The sequence below is a fragment of the Paenibacillus tarimensis genome (assembly GCF_021532315.1).
GTDB lineage: Bacteria > Bacillota > Bacilli > Paenibacillales > Paenibacillaceae > Paenibacillus_I > Paenibacillus_I tarimensis.
Genome location: NZ_JAKGAO010000028.1, coordinates 31871 through 51419 on the forward strand (window position 1 = coordinate 31871; position 19549 = coordinate 51419).

Genomic DNA, 19549 nt, shown 5'->3' on the forward strand with positions numbered 1-19549 from the left:
ATGATAGCTGAATATAATCTATACATAACACAAAGAAGCTGCGAAATCAGCTTCTTTTTTTTGCATTTTCATAGACGTCACCGTTAAGCTTAACCGCTCGATAACTGCCCGCCGAAGGAATGTGCTTACCAAGTGGTTTACCCGTCTGTTTGTAGAGGTATTGTACAGATTTTGTAGAGAACTCCAGTAATATAATGGTGAAATACGTCGTGTAATTTGGCGTATTATGTCATCGCTAGTATGTAAGTGGCGAAGATATTCGAAAGAGGGGGGGAGAAAGTCCTAAGCAAGATTAACGGTCTGCGCACCCGCAGCCTTACCCCTTCATCTGGAACTCCGTTAGATTACGATGATGGAAAGGGCGCCGGGACTATATCGCAAATGTCCATTGGATGGAGCGTTATATCGGGCAGACGACCTTGCTGTCGCCAAAACTTGCGGTAATTTCTGGAATGGAGGAGAATTCAGCTTTGAAACAAAAACGCACTATGGGTAAAACTGCGCTGTCTTTTTGCCTGGCAGTTTTACTACTCTTACAGACGGTGTCGTTCGCTGCTGCTGCAGCTGTTAACAGTCCTGAATCGCAAGGCTCGAATGAGCCGAAGTCGGTATCTGAGGCGGTGTATGCTGCACCGGATGAATCATCGTCCGTACCTGAATCGGTATACGCAATGCAGGCCAATTCCTTAGCAATGGAGGCAGGCCCGTCAGACAAAACGGCTGTCCTAATGGGTGTTAATTCACCCTTTCCGCTGGAAGTAAAGCAGGGCGGGGTTGTCATCCAGACAGGTGATGCCATTCATGGCAGGAAGCCCTTCACCCTGAGGTCGGGGGATATCAAGGTCCCGGTAAAAGGGGACGCTGCTGACCCGAACACGGTCGATGGCGGAACGGTCATTTTGCATGGCGACTGGATCATGCTGGACAGGGCGACCTATTTTCCGGAAGTGATTATACCGAATGCCACCATGACACTGAAGGGAAAATCCGGCTACACAATCGGCACCGCCTTTTTCTCTGAAGAAGGCATCCGGGTGGTGTTTGACGGAGAGGAACGCTTTTTCAACGGTCAGGGCAAGAATATAACCTTCGGCTTTGAATCAACCGCTAAAGCGGATGTGTCGGCCATGAACTATGGCGACCAGAAGCCGATTGATATTCTGGGATCGAGCTACATACTCGAAAACCCCCCGGTCACGCCTGCATACAGCATCACCATGAAGTCCAACAGCAACGCTTCGGAGAACAACTGGATCTATACGGCGGATTTAGTGGAAGGAGCAATCGAGTGGCAGGCGGAAATTTCTGCTGCGGATATGTTTGATCCCGCAATCCCCCAGCCGCTGGACGGGCTGAAGTTTTATTCTGCACTAGATCCGGCACATGTCGGCACCTATGTGGAAGGGACCCTCAAGGTTAACGGCATTGAGGTGACTCCGGACGGAGGCACCACGAATGCGCTGGCCTATACTTTCCCTGAGGACTTCGGCGACAAGGCGATTGTTACCTTTAAGACATGGATTCCTAAGGCGAAGTATTACTATGAGTATAACAGCGCCAGCGGGCAGCAGACCGTCACGAATAGAGCGGAGCTGAGGAACGGGTCAGACAGCACACTGATCTCTGCGAATTCATGGCGAGTCAATCTTAGGCCCGATTGGATTCAGAAGAGCGGTACACTAGACAAGCGGGCAAGTTCCGCAGATCCTCGTACCATTACATGGACTATTGACGTTAATAAGAACTACAGCAAGCAGGGTTTGAAGGATCTCACCATCACGGATGAACTGCCGGCAGGACTGATCTGGAAGTCGGCCGCATGGCAGCTATGGGACAGCGCCACTGGCAACTGGTCGGCGGTAAGAACACCAATTACCCCGAATAACAGTGTCTACAGCTTCGGGGATGTAAACGGCCCAGTCAGGCTTATCATCGTATCCGAGGTTACGGACGGTACAACCAGCTTTAATAACAGGGCAACAGCCCAGTGGAAGCTTGATGTGAATACCGTGCAGGATAATGATCAGGCTACGGTGCTGGACAATGCCGTTGTTACGATTGGCGCCCATACCCTGACGAAGGAGAAGGGTTCCGGTGATGTCCTCGGTTTGGGCATATTGCCATGGAAGGTTACCCTTACACCTCAGGAGCCCCTGCCGGACGGAGCGGTGTACGACCTTCTGGTGTATGGGGATGAAAGCTCAATCGACTATACAAGGGTAACCGCCAGCCCGGCGTTAGATCCTGAAATTCTGAACCAGTTAAAGGTGAACAACGGGCCAAGATACTTCCAACGGTTTCGGGAAGGCTCTTTTCGGTCAAGCAGCGGTTTAACGCATCAGGTATTTACACTTTCACAGGATGGGAAGCCTGTCGCAGACCTGCTTCGTGTCACTGGATATAATACCGATGCACCCGCTACCTTTACATTTGATTCCCTCATGACAAGGTGGGAGCATTTTGCGGGCAATACCAACTCGAATTATTATAATCAAGCATCTCTGTTTGAGGGTACGGAGCGAAAACGTGATTCAAACCGGCCTTTTCACGCGATCAACAGCGGCATGCTGGCCAGTGAGATGCTTTTTGCCTCAAGACCGAAGGGGACATCCATTAACCCCGATACAGTCAACCACTATATTCGAAACGATGCTAACGAAGCATACACATTGGCCGCCTATGATCAGGTGAACAAGACGGTAACTTTCCGGTTATCAGTCAATATGAACGGCCTGAAGACCGAGGAGATGGCAAAGCATGGCGGTAATCATGTAGCCAGAGATATTAAGCTGATTGATACCCTGCCCGAAGGCTGGGAATTTGTTCCTTACTCGGAAGGACAGGATTTTGCAATCTACAAGGGAAGCCGGGCGGATTATGGAGCCACTGTCAGCGCTTCGACACTTATTACTAACCCGGACGATCTCGTGAGCTTCTCTGCCTTGGAAAACATAGGTACGTTCGCCTTTTCCAAGCTGGAAGGCCCCTATGTCATTCTGGTCAAAGCAAGACCCGCTGAGGCGACTCTTCGCCAATACTTTGAAACGGGTTCAGCAAAGCATGAATTGACGAATCGCTCCGAATTAAAAATCACATGGGGGAATGAGCCTTCAACGGTCTCAGCTACCCGCAAGGTCATCGTCCCGATGCAGACGCTGGGCAAAACGGTGACGAAGCCTAACCCCGGTGTTCTGGAGTGGACGGTGAATTACACACCGCCTTTCGAGGTGAGTGAGGGCGTATATTTACAGGATACTCTCGGCGAAGGACTAATGCTGCGTAAGGACGAAACAGGGAACCTCTCACTGCGGCGTCCTGATATGGCAGTTTACCGTGCCAAGCTGACCCCAAGCGGCGAGCTGCAGAGAGATGGCGAGGCTCTGAATCTGTACGATCCGAATAGCGAGGTGAAGGTGGAATCCGCCGTCACGGAAGGCGGCGCAACTCAGCTGAGCTTCCGGCTTTCGAATCCGAATCAGATGTACCAAATCGTGTATCAGACAGAAGTCACCAAAGTACCCAGCGGCGGGAAAGCGGGCAACGAAATCAAGCTGATGGGTGATGATACCCTGAAGAGTGTTAGTGTCCAAAGTGAACACGCGGTCGACAGCAGTGACGTGGGAGGCAGCGCGGAAACCCAGGGTAAGCTGGATCTGTTCAAGGTTGACCCGCAAGGCAAGCCGCTCGGCGGTGTTGTGTTTACCCTGTATGAGCCTGACGGTGAGACAGAGGTTACCAGCGGCACTACTGGCTCGAACGGCAAGCTCAGCCTGTTTGCCAAAGCAGGACTATATGTGCTGAAGCAAACCTATATTGACCCAAACACTTACCTGCCTACGACTAAAGTTTACCAAGTTCGTGTGGCGTCTACGCCTTGGAACCCCATATGGGTGGACGGGGTGGAGGTAACCAGTGACAAGCCTCTGGTAGTGCCGACTCCGGTGTGGGAGACAGGCCATCTGAATCTGGCAACGGCAGTCGATGGGAAAGGTGCGGACCCGGGTAAGGAATTTGAGTATACTGTTACCTTCAGCAATGGCAAATCCTATGGCTATACGGGTGCAATAAGCGGCACAATAGCCAGCGGTGGAACCGTTAAGCTGAAGGGAGGACAGTCCATTACAATCAAGGATGTTCCGGATGGCATTACCTATACCGTGGTCCAAAAGGATTACACGGCCGAGGGCTATTCTGTGAGTCCGGATAATTTGACTATTACCGGCAGCATAGTGGCGAAGGAAACGGTCGAAGCGAAGTTCGTTAACGCCAAGCATCTTCCTGGCAAACTGACGATCGCGCATACGGTAACAGGTAATGGCGCAGATAAGAACAAGACGTTCGCGTTCACGATCACCTTCGGCGGCGCGGGAGCGAGCGGAGAGTATGCTTACACCAAGCCGGATGGGTCGACGGGAACGATCAAGTCTGGCGATACGATCACCCTCAAGCATGGAGATACCGCCGTCATAGACGGGATTCCCAAGGATACGGTATACACGGTAACCGAGACTAATTATTCGGACGCTGGCTATACGACCAATTGGCCGGACTGGCGCGCGAGCGGTATTATTACCGACGGGGGCGATCACAACGAACAAGTCGTGAATACCCGGATGGTATACGGCGGTCTGCTGATCGGCGAAACGGTCATCGGGAGCGGAGCGGACAAGAATCAGAATTTTGAGTTTACCGTTCACTTCCCGGATGCTATTGAGGATGAAGCGTACCCTTATACAAAGTCAGACGGTATGCGGGGTACCATCCAATCCGGCGAGACGATCTCCATTAAGCATGGAGAGACCTTCGCCATAGAAGGCATCCCGAGCGGGGACCGGTATGTCGTGACTCAGTCCGATTATTCGGATGAGGGATATACAAGCGAGCCGGCAAACCGGACTTATAGCGGCACGATCGAGGAGAACCGGATTGCTGAGGCCCGATTCTTCAATGCGAGGTATCTGCCGGGGAAACTGACACTGACCGCGGACCCCGAAGCCGTTCCAGGCAACGGTGTGACGCCTTCACAGTTGACGGCTGTCTTGACAGATTATGAAGGCAAGCCGGTCATGAATCAGGAAGTCACCTTCGTTCTGCCGGACCAAACAGAAGTCACGGTTGTAACGAACGAGGAAGGTAGAGCGGTCATCCCTTATACTCCGCCGAAGCTGGACGAAACAACGCCTGAGGAACACAAGATCACGGCAAAAGTGGACAGCTTGACGGAAGGGAAGTTGGCCGCCAGCGCGACAGTAACCGCCGTACCGGCGGCAATCACCGGAGTGCTGCGTGACAACACAACGGGAGCAGTGATACCTGATGCGGCCGTTGTTGTCACTAACGAGACAACAGGCGAGAAGCAGACGATCATGACCGATGCTGATGGTGTGTATTTCCAGCCTGTAGCGTATGGCGGCGACTACACGATCAGCTTTTCGAGAGTGGTCAAAATAAATGGTAAAGACGAAACCATTACGTTTACCCAAAAGGCGGAAGTTGACAGTAAGGTGAAGGGCGGCGAAGTGGTTCCGGCGAAAATCACCGCTGTAGGTGTCGTACTCCTGGAGCAGCCTGATGGGATGTTGTCGCTGCTGAACAGTGAGCTCGCCGGTAAGACGCATATCTATTTACAAGATGCGAACGGCCACTATGTTACAGATCAGAACGGCGCCCCGAAAGCATTCAGCCTGCAACCTAACGGAGTATTCTCCGTAGAAGGTCTGACTTCGGAAAGTTACAAGATGGAAGTTCGTTATGAAGTTGCGCCGGGCAAAGAACTGACACTTATTCGGGATGCGGAGCTTGACGTCAAGGCAAATGGGGAATTGAATATTTCTCAGGAGCTCGTTGACCCGTATGGCATTATCTCAGACATAACGAAAGGCACCGCAATTGAGGGTGCCGAGGTGACGCTGTATTATGCTGATACGTCAAAGAACAGGGAGAATAATATTGAGCCGGACACGAAAGTGACGCTGCCCATCATTCCTGGTTTTGCCCCGAACGATAACGCCAGCCCTAGCCAGTACAGTGACGTATATGGCGCTTATGCGTACATGGTGTACCCGGACACTGACTATTATCTCATCGTAACGAAACCCGGGTATGAGACGTATACAAGCCCAACCATTTCGGTTGGAAAGGACATTGTACGCCACGATATACAGCTAACGCCGGTAAATTCCGGCGGAAGCCCTGGTCCGGCGCCAGTAAACCCTGGACCAGCGCCAGTGGAGCCTGGTCCGGCGCCAGTAAACCCTGGACCAGCGCCAGTGAACCCTGGACCAGCGCCAGTAAACCCTGGACCAGCGCCAGTGAACCCTGAGCCAGCGCCAGTAAACCCTGGGCCAGCGCCAGTGAACCCTGGGCCAGCGCCAGTGAACCCTGAGCCAGCGCCAGTGAAGCCTGAGCCGACGCCAGTGAACCCTGAGCCAGCGCCAGTGAACCCTGAGCCAGCGCCAGTAAAGCCTGTCAAGCCTGACAGCGAAGCCGTTATTGTCGACAATGGAACCGGCAGCAGCGACAGCGAGCTGGACGATGTTCCGAAAACTGGGGATGACAGCACATCGCCGTTCTTCTATATGGCGTTGGCACTGATGTCCTTGATTACAATCGGACTCTGTCTGCTGGGCAGCAAGAAAAAGAATAATATTTAGTAATGGAGGGGCGGTAAGAAAATGGGTAAAGTCAAAAAAATTCTTATCGCCGCTTCCCTCCTGACTTTCGTGTGTTCTCTTGCTGCTCTTGCAAGAATACTCCTGCAGGATTATACCGAGCAGCAGAGAATGAAAGAGCTGGCGCAAGTTTGGGAGAATGAATCGGACAAAGGCCAAGCGGTGATACACTCATCCCCTCTGGCTGCTGAGAAGGATGAACCGGTCATGCTTCCTGAATTTCGGGCGCTCTATAAGCGGAATCCGGATATTATCGGTTGGCTGAAGATTAATGATACCCGAATCAATTACCCGGTTATGCAGAATCCGCAGGATGCGCAGTTCTATCTCAATCATGATTATGATAAAAAGATAAACAAAAGCGGACTCCCTTTTTTGGACGGGCACAGCCGGATTAATGATTCGAATATACTTCTGATTCATGGACATCAGATGAAAAACGGCTGGATGTTTGCCGATTTGCTGAAGTACAAGGAAGAGAGCTTTTATAAGGAGCAGGCTGCATTCCAATTTAGTACGCTCTACGAAAAGGAAGAGTACGAGATTGTTGCTGTAATTTTATCAAAAGTTTACCGGAAATCGGACGACGTATTTAAATACTACCAGATTGATAGGGTTCGTACGGCTGCCGATTTTAATGCCTATGTTCAAAACATCCAAAAACTTGCTCTTTACGACACGGGCGTAACAGCCCGGTACGGCGACAAGCTTATAGTTCTCTCTACGTGCGAATATTCGACCGAAGACGGCCGGTTGGCGGTTATCGCCCGAAAGCGTACATGAGGATGTGAAGACACAGAGTTCAGATGCTTGCTATATTGCACGTTCTCCCCTTGCTGGAGGACGTGTTTTTTGTACAGTCAAGCAGCATAGGGGGAGCTCCGTATGGCTCTACTTACGCCATCGTGCTTTGCTGGTAATCATGGTATAGTATTCAACATGGACCTATTTCTACAACTATAAGGAGCAACAATGAAAGCTATAATCGTAGATGATGAGAATTTGGCAATCGTTTATCTGGAGCATCAGTTAAAGCAGATCGGCGGGATTGAACTGGCCGGAAAGTTTACTAACCCGCTCGATGTGATCCCGTTTATACAAAAAGAAGAAGTTGATGTAGTCTTTTTGGATATTCAGTTTGCAGGGGTTAACGGAATGGAATTGGCAGAACAAATAGTAGGGCTCAAGAAGGGAATACAGATTGTTTTTGTAACCGCCTATGCTGAATATGCCATTAAGGCATTTGAACTCCATGCGATTGACTACGTGATAAAACCGGTCGGACTGGACCGCTTGTCGAAGACTCTGCAGAGAATTCAGGAACGATTAGGAGCACTCTCCTACAATGAGCAGCCGGAAGCGCATGAACAAATGCATGTGAAATTGTTCTCGCATTTTCATTTGGAGACAGATAAGAGAATTATGGCTCCATTTCGCTGGCGGACTACTAAGGCACAGGAACTGTTTTTGTTCTTTCTGCAGCACAGGTCAAAGCAAATCAGCAAGGCTTCCTTAATCGAAATGCTGTGGCCAGAGCTGGATTCTACAAAAGCATATGCACAGTTATATACGGCTGTCTACCATATACGCAAAACTCTGGCGCCATGTGAAAAGTATTTTCAGCTGGTTAATACAAGCAATGGCTACATGCTCACGGTAGAACATGTTCAAATAGATACAGAGGTTTGGGAGACATTTATCATGATGGGATTGCCAGTCTCTCATCAGACAATAAGGGATTATGAAAGACATATGGAGCTGTATACCGGTGAATATCTGCAAGAGATGGAATATCTATGGCTGGAGAGTGATCGTCAACGGCTAAGGGCGCTTTGGATTCGCACTGCCATTCAGATGGCGGAGTGGTATGCCAGCAGCAATCAATACGACCGGTCTGTCGAGATGTATACCAGAATATGCAGTCTCTACCCTCATGCAGAGGAAGCCCATTTTGCCTTGATGAAATTATATGCCTCGAAGGGCCGCCCCTCGGCCGTCAGCCGGCAGTACCTGATGCTCAGAGAAGCCTTGATAAAGGAATTGAACGAAGAGCCAAGCCCATACATTACCGAATGGTATCGCATATGGAAGCAAGAAAATAAGGAATGAGCGGCGGGCGCCCATTCCTTATACGGGGATTTGAAACGTAACGATTGTTCCTTTATCCGGTTGGCTTTCTATATGCAGACCTTGTCCGTAAAGCTGTTTAAGACGTCGGTTCGTGTTGCGAATCCCCACACCGCTCCGGTTGTCCGGTCGGGACAATACCCCATGCAAAGTCTCCTCATCCATGCCTACCCCGTTATCACGAATGGACACTTCAATATGATCAGCTCGCCTTCTGATTGTGATCTGGAGCTGGCCGCCTTGCAGACGCTGCAGAATGCCATGGTGGATGGCATTTTCGACCAGCGTTTGAATGGACAGGGGAGGGAGTGAAAACTCTAAGCTCGGGTCAATATCCCACTCAATATGAACCCGTTCTCCGAATCGTTCTTGCTCTATATATAAGTAGTTCTGTACGAGTTTAAGCTCATGTTCGATGGGAACCTCTTTATCAGAATTGTGAAAATCAAAGCTGCCCTGAAGGTAACTGATAAATTGCTCAAATAGTCTTTGCATTCTTGGAATATCCACCGTGCTGAGCGCGGCGATGGTGTTTAGTGTGTTAAATATAAAGTGCGGTTGAATTTGTGCTTGCAGCCAGGCTGCTTCAAGCTGTAACTGCTCTTCAATAGAAAGCTTCAGCCTGGTTAATGCCCGGACACGCGATTTCAACTCCCAGGTTTCTGCAGGCTTGACTACATAGTCATTTGCTCCAGCCTGGAAGCCTGTAATAACATCCTCTGGACGGCTTCTGGCCGTAAGCAAGAGAATGGGCAGCTCAGATACGGAATAACGTTCACGAATGATGCGGGTTAGTTCGTAACCGGTAGTGTGAGGCATCATCACGTCCAGAATAAGCAGGTCATATGTATTCCTGCTCACTTGATCTAGCGCATCTGCAGCACTTGCGGCTGTCGTGACCTGATACTCAGCCCCTAGCATATCCCTCAGTATTGTTAGGTTCATATTGTCATCGTCTACAACCAGGACACTTGGTTTATTGACAGCTCTGGCGTATTGGGCTGTCTCCGTTTGGGTATCTTCATAAGCAGCGGCAATGTCCTGTTGATACGGGAATTCATGTCCATACTGCAGCTCGTGGCCGCCGGTGAGGCTGCCAGAACGTACCGGATCTTCTTGCTGAGGCTCTTCGGAACCTTTATATAGAGGGAGTGTGAATGAAAAAATAGAACCTTGGCCCGGTGAAGATTCGACTTGGAGCCCTCCTCCATGCAGCTCGACCAGCCGTTTGCAAATACTAAGCCCCAGGCCAAAACCTCCGTAGGTGAGCGCCATGGTGGTTTCTCCTTGTTCATAAGGCTGGAAAATTCTGCGCTGTGTCTCTACATCCATACCAATACCCGTATCCTTGACTTCGATTCTGGCGAAATCATCAGATTGGCTGGCAACTACTTGAATCTCGCCTTCATCCGTAAATTTCACCGCATTATGCAGCAGATTGAACAAAATTTGAACCAGTCTATTCTCGTCTGCCTCTACTGCAGGGAACCCCTCACTGATGCTGACGTGAAACCGGATTGGCTTACCATTGAGCATGTAGCTTATTAATTCAACACTTCCAGCTATAACAGACTGGAGGTGAACAGGAGCGGTCTGCAATCTGACGTCTTGTTCTTTCAGGCGCGCCATATCCAGCAAATCATTAAGTAGCAGAGACATCCTCCTGGCAACCGCTACCTGCATTTCTAACCTGACCCGATGAGCCGCGGGTGCGGGCTGGGTTTTATCATCCAGCACACTCTGGGCAATGTTCATAATACCGTGCAGCGGATTTCGCAGCTCATGGGAGGTGTTAACCAGAAAATCATCCTTATGCTGATTTATGCTGTAAAGCTTCTCGGCGAGCTCTTTGGTCTCGTTAACCGATCTGAAGAAGCGTTTGAACCAGAATGCCGTAAAAGCAAAGACTGTGAACATCAAGTCAAAGGGATAGTGCATCATTTCCATGGAAGCTCTGCTGTAAAAAACCGTCCAACCGATATTCACACCCAGACTGGCACAGCTGATCAGGATGTAAATGGCGTCCTCCTGGTGCCGAATGGCCTTCTGGAGAATATACGCCGAAATGATCAAACCCAACAACAGAACGGAAAGCAGGAATGTGCGAATGGTAGGAAGGCTGTAAGCCGTTGGGGCTGCCAGTACGAACAGCGAGTAGGCCGCACAGTAATAGGCAAACCAGCGAACGACCTTAGTGCTACCATACGCAGGAAACATATTTTTAAGCAGTGGGGGCATGAATGCTATCACGCCTATGTAGGCCAATAGAGAGATCTTGATTGCAATCTCGTAGGGCATCGGGATCCACGCCAGCAGCAGCTTATCGTCCGAAACCAGGACACTTGCAATCGCGCAAAAAATCATCAGCGTAAAATAAAGCAGTCCTTTGTTTAAACCGCCGATGAAATATAACATGATAGCGTAAAAGGCGTGAAGAAAAAGGACAATAGCCAAAAAGCTCTGTAAACCAATGGATAGCTGTGTCTCCCGGTCGATTGCCTCAAGTGTTCCGAAGCGAATGGACTTAGCTATGCCACCCTCCCCGGCATGATTCCCCACTTGTATAAGAAGATCAATGGTACCGTTGTGAGCAGGCACCAGAATGGAGCCAGGAACATCATGAGCCTTGTAAGCAGAGGTATCTTCAGCAGGAATACCCGCCCTGGCAGCCAGCTGGCCATTGATATAGACGACAGCTGCATTATTGATTTCTTTGGTCCGCAGTTTAAAAATATCGTTAACCGAGTCATCGAGCTTAATCCTTAACCGGTAGGTACCGTACCTGTAATGATTCATACTCTCATCTGCAAAATTATGCTCCCATGACCCTGGTACCTGTATGGCAGTCGAGTTGAGGGTAGATGACGAGGCATTGGAAATTTGCTCGGGTGTTAACAAGCGGCTCGGGAAGAAATCCCACTCCCCATTAAGAGCAATTGTTTGATGCTGGGGGATGGGGAAGCTTCGCAGATCGAGGGTGCCGTTTACGGCATATGGCTGGGCAATTGGCTGCTGGAAGCTGAAGAACACTAACCGCAATCCAATAATTGCCAATATATATATCGGTAATATGATGAACAGCTTTTTCTTTGATGGCATTTCTGTAACCTCACACATTTGTTTATGCTTCATCATACCATAAGTTTCCGTTTCATAGTCTAAGACTTGCAAGATGGGGGAGCGGCAGAGTGCCTCAGAACGATTGGATTTATTTGTAGAATCATAAGTTATTTTGTCGAGAAGCTGTAGAGCTAGGTATGAGAAAATACTCTGGTTCCGAACAATCGGGAGGTAATTATGCGTCAGAATGGGATAGGCATACGTTAGGAGTTGAATAAGATGATTATAGGGGGCAGTTATAACTACTACATTGTTGCTCTGTCGGTAGTTATTGCCATTTTGGCGTCGTACTCGGCACTTACAATTACAGCTAAAATCTCTCATGCAAGCGGGAAAAGCAAATACTTCTGGCTGCTGGCCGGTGCATTCGTCATGGGTGAGGGGATCTGGTCCATGCATTTTGTCGGTATGCTGGCGTTCCACCTGCACACTGAGGTGAGATATGATCTGTGGCTCACTTGTCTTTCAATGCTGGCAAGTATCGTCTCTTCGTTTATTGCGTTTTATATAACCATGCCGAAAAATATTGTCTGGTACAAAATTGGTATCGGTGGTTTGTTTATGGGCAGCGGAATTGTAATCATGCACTATATCGGCATGGAAGCCATGATGATGCAGGTCCATATCCGGTATGATCTTAAACTGTGGATTTTGTCGGCGGTTATAGCCTTTGCAGCCTCGTTTGCAGCCTTGTTCCTGTTCCGGCAATTTCGTAAGCAGTCATCCTATAACTGGCTCAAATGGTTATCTGCAATCATAATGGGCGCCGCTATCTGCGGTATGCACTATACGGGTATGAAAGCCGCCCGGTATGAGACGCACAGCAGTATGGCAATAGAGCATGTCCCTTCGGTTGATATTTTTCTGTTATATGGTGTTACGGTAGCTATCTTTGCGATCTTGTTTATTTCTTGGGGAGCATTGTTTTTTGACCGGCATGTGCTGGAGAGGATGGCTTATAAGGATTCTATTACAGGTTTGCCGAACCGTAATGAAATGAACCGCTTTTTCGATACTTATGAGGGCTGTGACAGCATTGCGGTCTTGTTCCTGGATCTGGACCGGTTTAAAGCCATCAATGATACGCTTGGACATAATATCGGAGATTTACTGGTACAGCAGGTTGGCCTTCGACTGCAGCAATTCATTCGGAGGGACCAGATGGCCTTCCGGATCGGTGGTGATGAGTTTCTATTTATAGTGAAGTGCGGGGATCTAGCACAGATAGAAGCTTTGGCAAAGGATATATTACAAACCGTTAAAAAGGTGTACCATATCGATGGTAATGAATTATATGTTACCGGAAGCATCGGGATCAGTATCGGATCGATTCAAGAAAATGACCGTTCCATCCTGCTTAAGACAGCGGATACGGCTATGTACAAGGCGAAAGGGCTGGGTAAGAACCAGTACTGTGTATACAGCGATGATATGGAGACACGTGAAGTACGCAGAATGGAGCTGGAAAAGGATCTACAGATGGCGCTCGAACAGAAGCAGTTCTATATCGTCTATCAGCCCAAATGGAATGTGAGAACCAATCAATTGTATGGCTTCGAAGCGTTGACCCGTTGGACGCATCCGCGTCTGGGACAAGTGTCGCCAAGTGAGTTTATCCCGATCGCGGAGGAAACCGGCCTCATTATCCCAATGACCAGATGGATGGTAGAAGAAGCCTGCCGGCAGAATAAGATCTGGCAATCTAGGGGAGTGTTTAAGCCGGTCTCCGTTAATCTATCAACCCGCCTCTTCCATACGGACAGTTTAACCGAAATGCTTCAGGACATATTGACAAGCGTTGAGCTTGCGCCACAATTCCTGGAGCTTGAGATAACAGAATCGATGGTGCTTCATAATATAGATGATATTATCCGGCAGCTTGAAGATATCCGTAAGCTTGGGGTGCGCGTCTCCATGGATGATTTTGGTACAGGGTATTCCTCTATTGGTCTCATTGACAGGCTCCCGATTGATGCACTAAAGCTTGACCGGCTGTTTACGAATGACTTAGACACTCCGAGCAAGCGGGCAGTTATTCACGCCATTATTTTGATGGCGGAGAACCTGCGCCTGGATGTCATCGCAGAAGGAGTGGAGCATCAGGAGCATATCGACTTTCTGTCTCAACTGGGTTGTTATGTTATGCAAGGGTATTTTTACGGCCGGCCTATGTCAAATGAAACCGTCGAGCAGTGGCTGAAGGATCATTCGGGAAGCCAGAGCCTAGCATAACAGAATAGAGAGACATCGGTATGTTGGCCAAATTAGTAGTGATTGTCATATACTAAGGGGAGAAGTGGTTAGTCTGGACAACGGAGGGATTATCATGACAAGCGTGTTCAGGTTTATCCTCAAATTTTGCCTAGGGCTAATTCCCAGTGTATTATTAATCGCTTGGCTGCTCCATCAGTTCCCGGACACGGGGTTAGGCAGGATTATCGGAGTTCCAATGGCCATCTTGATGAATGTCATATTTGTGGCCCTTGGAGTGGTACTGTCATCAAGGATTGATAAGAGGCAGCCCCAATATTTGCTGTGGACCGTTATCATTTTGCTTACCTTTGCAGCGACTCTCTTCTTTTACCCGCAGGATTATGGTCCTCATATAACCGTAAAGATATGGCAGTATTTCTTCGGATATCCGAGTGACCTAAGGGAAGGCATTTGACCAAGTACGAAGAATCGAGGATGGGATATCGATGATATTGTTCCAATCGCACAGACTAATTGTCCGCAAACTGGAAGTCCTAGATGCTGATTTGCTTGTTCGCTGGTTAACGAATCCCGAGGTGCTCCAATATTATGAAGGGCGCGACAGGCCCCACAATCATGCCATGGTTAGAGAAAGCTTTCTCGCAGATGATGGAGAAATGAGATGTATAGTAGAATACGAGGAAGCGCCTATAGGATATATACAGTATTATGAGCTAGATCAGGAATCAAGACGGGAATACGGATACGAAGGTGTGAGCGGTAAAATATATGGCATGGATCAATTTATCGGTGAACCTGATTATTGGAATAAGGGGATTGGAAAACAGCTGGTAACCAATATGATTCGTTATCTGATTGATGAAGAGAACGCTGATAAAATCGTTATGGATCCTCAGACATGGAACACAAGAGCACTCGCGTGCTATGCACAATGCGGCTTTGTCAAGGTAAAGCTTCTTCCGGCACATGAGCTGCATGAAGGGCAGTTGAGAGATTGCTGGCTGCTGGAATACCCTAAGGCTTGTTATAACTAGAGGGAGCAAAGCTATGATACTTCGCGGAGAGGGAGCATAATTTGCTGGCCTGTCAGGACAATAAGTGATGGAACGTACAAATAATAACCCTTTTATTAGAGGATTCAAAGTCTTTAAAGGCTTTGTGATCCTTTTTTTGGGTTTCCAGAATTTAGATAGGAAGTTATAATGGAAGGATATTGAAGCGCATTTGAATGGTTGGAAGAAGGAGCTGCATGATGAGGATCGTACATTTGATATCGGTATTATTCATTATACTGCTTGCAGCAGGGTGTTCCGGTGACTTGAATTCGAATAAAGTCCAATTCGATGATCGTAACATGAAGTTCACGCTCGTTGCCTCGAGGCAGGATGCAGACTCAATGAGCTACACGCTGCAGATTAAGAATGAAGGACAGTTTACTGTGCGTCATCTAAGGATGTATCTAGAGTACCCCATTCTTACCGAATTAGGCAGTAAGCAGAACCCTTTTAAGATGGAGGGCAAAGCGGAGGGGACGGGGCCTTATCATCTTGAACCGGGTGAAGAGATTACCTATAGATTTATTGCACCCGTACAAGAAGTGTTTGGGACATATCAGCGGTTGGACTATGATAACCCGGCGATTGAATTAAAGGGAGTCGTAATGGATGGTGATTTAGAGGTGCCTTTTACAATTGGGGGCGGAATGGCGATGTTGACACAGACCGATCAGTTTTGAAGAGAAGACCGAGCAGTCTGTAACGATTGTTAACGTAACATAGGGATCAGATTTATATGAAACGGGACAGAGGAGTTTTACCAGGGATGATAATTCGTAACTATAACTCAAATGACCTCGAAGCATTAACAGCGCTGATGGCTGATTTGGGATATCCGACAAATACGGCAAGTATGGAACACCGGATGAAGCTAATCCAGTCGAACCCTACGAACGTCACTTTCGTTGCAGAGGTTCAGGGAAACGTAGTGGGGATGATAGGTGTCCGCGAGGTTTACTACTATGAGGAGGATGGAACAGCTGCCCAGATATCCGCATTAGTAACGAAGCAGGAGCACCAAGGGAAGGGAATTGGTAAAGCGTTGGTGCGCTATGTGGAAAGCTGGGCTTTGGAGAAAGGAATACAGGTTCTCACTCTAACAAGCGGTATTAAGGAAGAGCGTGTAAAAGCCCATGAATTTTATAAAGCAATCGGGTTCGAAATAACAGGCTACCGGTTCGTTAAGAAGTTATAGCACGCTAGAGGTCACTCAGGAGGCAGCAATGAATATTGAAGCATTAAGCACTATGTTAGTAATCGGACTCCTTGGGGCCGTTAGTATTCTAATATTAATTCTTGTTATAAGATATGCCGTTGATTCGTCCAATACTTCGAAAAAGGTTGCTAGATTGTCAGATGAAGTGAAGATGCTGCGAAGTGAGCTGCGGGAAGCAAAGAAAAGCATGAAAACAAACATTATTGATGAACGAGTGTAGCCGTCCCAAAGAAGGAATATTTACCAATATTTCTTAGAAGGAGTGATAGTGATGAATGAACAGCTTTCATTGCTGTATGATTACAATATTTGGGCGAATGACAGGGTTATAAATCATCTCAAGTCACTGCCAAGTGAAGTGTTCTACAGGGAAGTTAGCTTAGGCTTCTCATCTTTGGCCGAGGTCATTAGTCATATCGCTTCAGCTGATGGGGTATGGCATGCGAGGCTAAAAGGCGATACTCCCCCCCCTGCTGTAATCTTTAGGGATATCGAGGAAGCCAGCAGTCATATTAAACAGTTACAAGCGCAGATTCGAGAGTACTTGTTATCGGTTAGGGATGCAGACCAGCAAGTAACTTATAAAAGCTTAAAAGGACATGAGTATACGAATACCGTCTCGGAAATCATCCATCAGATCGTGAACCATGGCACCTATCATAGAGGCAACATTTCAACGATACTGAGGTCTATCGGTTACGAAGGCATCTTAACGGATTACATCGCCTATTTATGGACAGAGAGGGGAAGTTGAAGCAGTGGAGCTTATAATCCTTGTTCTGCTTGCCCTAATCTTGTATCTCTTGTTTGACATAAGAAGCCGTTTACCTGTTAAGGATCATGTGCAAGAAGCACTCCATCGGGATAAGAAGCTAAGAGAAGCTGAAGAACGGAATACGTGATGCTCCTATCCAAGATAATTGATAATAGCGGTACTAAGATTCATTACCTGGATTCCACACATGCTTCTGATCCGGCACTCACCCCATTAGTAATAAGCCCGGGGCTCTCGGAGACGGCTGAAGAGTATATGGACCTGCTGGAATTTATGCTGCCTCGACGAAGTGTTGTTTTGTCTTACCGCGGCAGAGGGAAGAGCGATACTCCAGATACTGGATATAACCTTTCTGAGCATATCACGGACCTTGCAGCAGTAATTAGGGACACAGGGCTTACGAAACATCACATAATGGGATACTCACGTTGGTAAGGGTGGAATGTATGCAACCGGTATAAATATTACCATTAAGGTTAAGACAGGTGATTGATCGTGATACATCATGTTGAAATCAATGTTTCGAATCTTGAGTCATCAATAGAATTCTGGGAATGGCTGCTTACAGAGCTTGGATACAGCGAATATCAAAGATGGCCCAAAGGTGTCAGCTGGAAATTTGGCGAGGCGTACATTGTATTTGTTCAAGCAGATCAAAGTTATTTGGACGTTCCTTATCACCGAAAACGTGTTGGTCTAAATCATATAGCGTTTCATGCTTCAACGAGGGACCAACTGGATAAGCTTTACACGAATTTAGTTTCCAGAGGAGTGCGTATTTTATACAAAGACAAACATCCATATGCTGGCGGGCCTGATTATTATGCATTATATTTTGAAGATCCAGATCGTATTAAAGTAGAAATTGTAGCTCCACTGCAAGAAAAGAGTGGAGGGGTTATTGAATGGCTTCTATAAGTGGAGGAGATTTACAGTAAGAACATCCTACTGCCTCTAAGGAGGAACACCCCTTGATCATTACAATCAGTGGCAAGAGCTGTACGGGAAAAACCTTGATGGCCCAGACATTACTAGAAAGATATAAGATTCCTTATCTCTCGATTGATCACTTAAAGATGGGCTTGTATCGTGCGGACAATAATTGCGAATTTACGCCACTGGATAGCGATTACTTCATTGGTGAGAAGCTGTGGCCCATCCTTAAAGGCATCATACAAACCAATATTGAAAATAATCAGCATCTCATCATTGAAGGCTGCTTTATACTTCCGCATCATATTCAAGATTTTGAACCAGCCTATGCGAACAAGATTATACCGGTATTTCTGGGTTTCTCGGCAAACTATATTAAAGAGAACTTCCATGCTTCTATTGTTAAACATCGAAATGTCATCGAATCAAGAATCTCCCCGGAAGAAAGAACGATTGCTATGGTCCTTGGCGAGCACGATGCCTTTAGGGAGGAATGCTGGTCGCTTGCTGTCCCGTATTTTGAGATCAAGCAAGATTATGAAGTCGAAATCAGGCACGTATACGAGTATATAGAGACAGAGAAGCGCAGGATGGAATTAACCAGCATCTAAATAAGGAGTATTATATGAAGCTTGGTGAATTGCTCGGGGTAGGCAAGACTGCAAGTGTGTACCGGTGGGGAACCTCAGAAGCGATTAAGATCTTCCACGATTCTATGGATGATGAATTTGAGGCATGTAAGGAAGCGCTGAGGGCAGAATTTGTTGACTCCCTAAGCATTAGAGCGCCCCGATTTTCGGGCTGCATCATGTATGAGGGGAAAACATGCCTGATCTATGAGGCAGTTGAAGGTCCGACGATGCTAAGCCAGATCAAGGCTTCGATCCCGAGTGTGTCTTATTATGCACAGCTTATGGCCGATTTGCAGTCTGAATTACATCGGGTTAGAGTTGAAGAAGCGGGTAATTTGAAGCTGGAGCTGTCCACCAGAATTAATTGCATTAAGGAAATTGCCGAGGCTGATAAACACAGGATTAACGGTATACTTGCTTCGCTGCCAGAGGGCAGCGCTATCTGCCATTATGATTTTCACCCTGGTAACATCATCCTGTCTCCACACGGTCCTGTTATCATTGATTGGATGAATGTATTAATCGGTTGTGCAGCAGCGGATGCGGCGAGAACCTCGATGATGATTCAGTCCCACAGCATGCCGCCTCAAGCTCCCAGCTGGCTGACCAATAGAGAAATGCGAGAGTTATTTCATAAGGTATACATAACCACATACAAGGAACGGTCTGGATTCAATCAGGATGACTTGGAAGAATGGATGCTTCCTACATTAGCTGCTCGAATTAATGAATTAGACGGCGCCGAACGCGCGGAGATTATTAATAAGCTAATTGGCAAATTATAGTAAGTATTCAGGCTCTTTAAG

13 protein-coding genes are annotated in these 19549 nt (G+C 47.7%); 12 read left to right on the forward strand and 1 reads right to left on the reverse strand.

Going from position 1 to position 19549, the window contains the following annotated elements; all coding sequences use genetic code 11:
• Positions 1–470: 470 nt before the first annotated feature.
• The 3 genes from L1N82_RS23335 (at position 471) to L1N82_RS20690 (ending at position 8780) form a co-directional block, all read left to right on the forward strand.
• Positions 471–6653, forward strand: coding sequence for a DUF7601 domain-containing protein (locus L1N82_RS23335; protein ID WP_268822083.1), 6183 nt, complete (start codon positions 471–473; stop codon positions 6651–6653).
• Positions 6654–6674: 21 nt separating this feature from the next.
• A complete protein-coding gene (srtB, locus tag L1N82_RS20685) occupies positions 6675–7454 on the forward strand; it encodes a class B sortase (protein ID WP_235289366.1) in 780 nt (259 codons plus the stop codon).
• Positions 7455–7643: 189 nt separating this feature from the next.
• Positions 7644–8780, forward strand: coding sequence for a response regulator (locus L1N82_RS20690; RefSeq protein ID WP_235289367.1), 1137 nt, complete (start codon positions 7644–7646; stop codon positions 8778–8780).
• 18 nt (positions 8781–8798) lie between these two features.
• Here the strand turns inward: L1N82_RS20690 and L1N82_RS20695 are convergent, their stop codons facing one another.
• Entirely contained in the window at positions 8799–12242 is a 3444-nt protein-coding gene (locus L1N82_RS20695) for an ATP-binding protein (protein WP_235289417.1), read from the reverse strand.
• Here L1N82_RS20695 and L1N82_RS20700 point away from each other — a divergent pair.
• The 9 genes from L1N82_RS20700 (at position 12138) to L1N82_RS20740 (ending at position 19528) form a co-directional block, all read left to right on the forward strand.
• Positions 12138–14150 carry a bifunctional diguanylate cyclase/phosphodiesterase gene (locus L1N82_RS20700; RefSeq protein WP_235289368.1) on the forward strand — a complete coding sequence of 671 codons (2013 nt, stop codon included), beginning with the start codon at positions 12138–12140 and terminating at the stop codon, positions 14148–14150. The two genes, L1N82_RS20695 and L1N82_RS20700, sit on opposite strands and share 105 nt — an antisense overlap.
• A 467-nt stretch (positions 14151–14617) precedes the next feature.
• Entirely contained in the window at positions 14618–15166 is a 549-nt protein-coding gene (locus L1N82_RS20705; RefSeq protein WP_235289369.1) for a GNAT family N-acetyltransferase, read from the forward strand.
• 218 nt (positions 15167–15384) lie between these two features.
• Positions 15385–15867: a COG1361 family protein gene (locus L1N82_RS20710; protein WP_235289370.1), complete on the forward strand. Its 483-nt coding sequence runs from the start codon at positions 15385–15387 to the stop codon at positions 15865–15867.
• 86 nt (positions 15868–15953) lie between these two features.
• A complete protein-coding gene (locus L1N82_RS20715; RefSeq protein ID WP_235289371.1) occupies positions 15954–16382 on the forward strand; it encodes a GNAT family N-acetyltransferase in 429 nt (142 codons plus the stop codon).
• 28 nt (positions 16383–16410) lie between these two features.
• Positions 16411–16623 carry a hypothetical protein gene (locus L1N82_RS20720; RefSeq protein WP_235289372.1) on the forward strand — a complete coding sequence of 71 codons (213 nt, stop codon included), beginning with the start codon at positions 16411–16413 and terminating at the stop codon, positions 16621–16623.
• A 51-nt stretch (positions 16624–16674) separates the two neighbouring features.
• Positions 16675–17157 carry a DinB family protein gene (locus L1N82_RS20725; RefSeq protein ID WP_235289373.1) on the forward strand — a complete coding sequence of 161 codons (483 nt, stop codon included), beginning with the start codon at positions 16675–16677 and terminating at the stop codon, positions 17155–17157.
• 516 nt (positions 17158–17673) lie between these two features.
• A complete protein-coding gene (locus tag L1N82_RS20730) occupies positions 17674–18096 on the forward strand; it encodes a VOC family protein (RefSeq protein ID WP_235289374.1) in 423 nt (140 codons plus the stop codon).
• A gap of 53 nt (positions 18097–18149) precedes the next feature.
• On the forward strand, positions 18150–18722 hold the full coding sequence (locus L1N82_RS20735) for a cytidylate kinase family protein (protein ID WP_235289375.1): 573 nt from the start codon (positions 18150–18152) through the stop codon (positions 18720–18722).
• 14 nt (positions 18723–18736) lie between these two features.
• The gene (locus L1N82_RS20740) at positions 18737–19528 is read left to right on the forward strand and encodes a phosphotransferase family protein (RefSeq protein WP_235289376.1); all 792 of its coding nucleotides are present in this window, start codon (positions 18737–18739) and stop codon (positions 19526–19528) included.
• Positions 19529–19549: the final 21 nt, after the last annotated feature.

What these genes read in the sequence shown, in the direction of transcription:
- srtB (WP_235289366.1), top strand. Translation starts at nt 6,675, where the DNA reads ATGGGTAAAGTCAAAAAAATTCTTATCGCCGCTTCCCTCCTGACTTTC.
- L1N82_RS20690 (WP_235289367.1), top strand. Translation starts at nt 7,644, where the DNA reads ATGAAAGCTATAATCGTAGATGATGAGAATTTGGCAATCGTTTATCTG.
- L1N82_RS20700 (WP_235289368.1), top strand. Translation starts at nt 12,138, where the DNA reads ATGATTATAGGGGGCAGTTATAACTACTACATTGTTGCTCTGTCGGTA.
- L1N82_RS20695 (WP_235289417.1), bottom strand. Translation starts at nt 12,242, where the DNA reads ATGAGAGATTTTAGCTGTAATTGTAAGTGCCGAGTACGACGCCAAAAT.
- L1N82_RS20705 (WP_235289369.1), top strand. Translation starts at nt 14,618, where the DNA reads ATGATATTGTTCCAATCGCACAGACTAATTGTCCGCAAACTGGAAGTC.
- L1N82_RS20710 (WP_235289370.1), top strand. Translation starts at nt 15,385, where the DNA reads ATGAGGATCGTACATTTGATATCGGTATTATTCATTATACTGCTTGCA.
- L1N82_RS20715 (WP_235289371.1), top strand. Translation starts at nt 15,954, where the DNA reads ATGATAATTCGTAACTATAACTCAAATGACCTCGAAGCATTAACAGCG.
- L1N82_RS20720 (WP_235289372.1), top strand. Translation starts at nt 16,411, where the DNA reads ATGAATATTGAAGCATTAAGCACTATGTTAGTAATCGGACTCCTTGGG.
- L1N82_RS20725 (WP_235289373.1), top strand. Translation starts at nt 16,675, where the DNA reads ATGAATGAACAGCTTTCATTGCTGTATGATTACAATATTTGGGCGAAT.
- L1N82_RS20740 (WP_235289376.1), top strand. Translation starts at nt 18,737, where the DNA reads ATGAAGCTTGGTGAATTGCTCGGGGTAGGCAAGACTGCAAGTGTGTAC.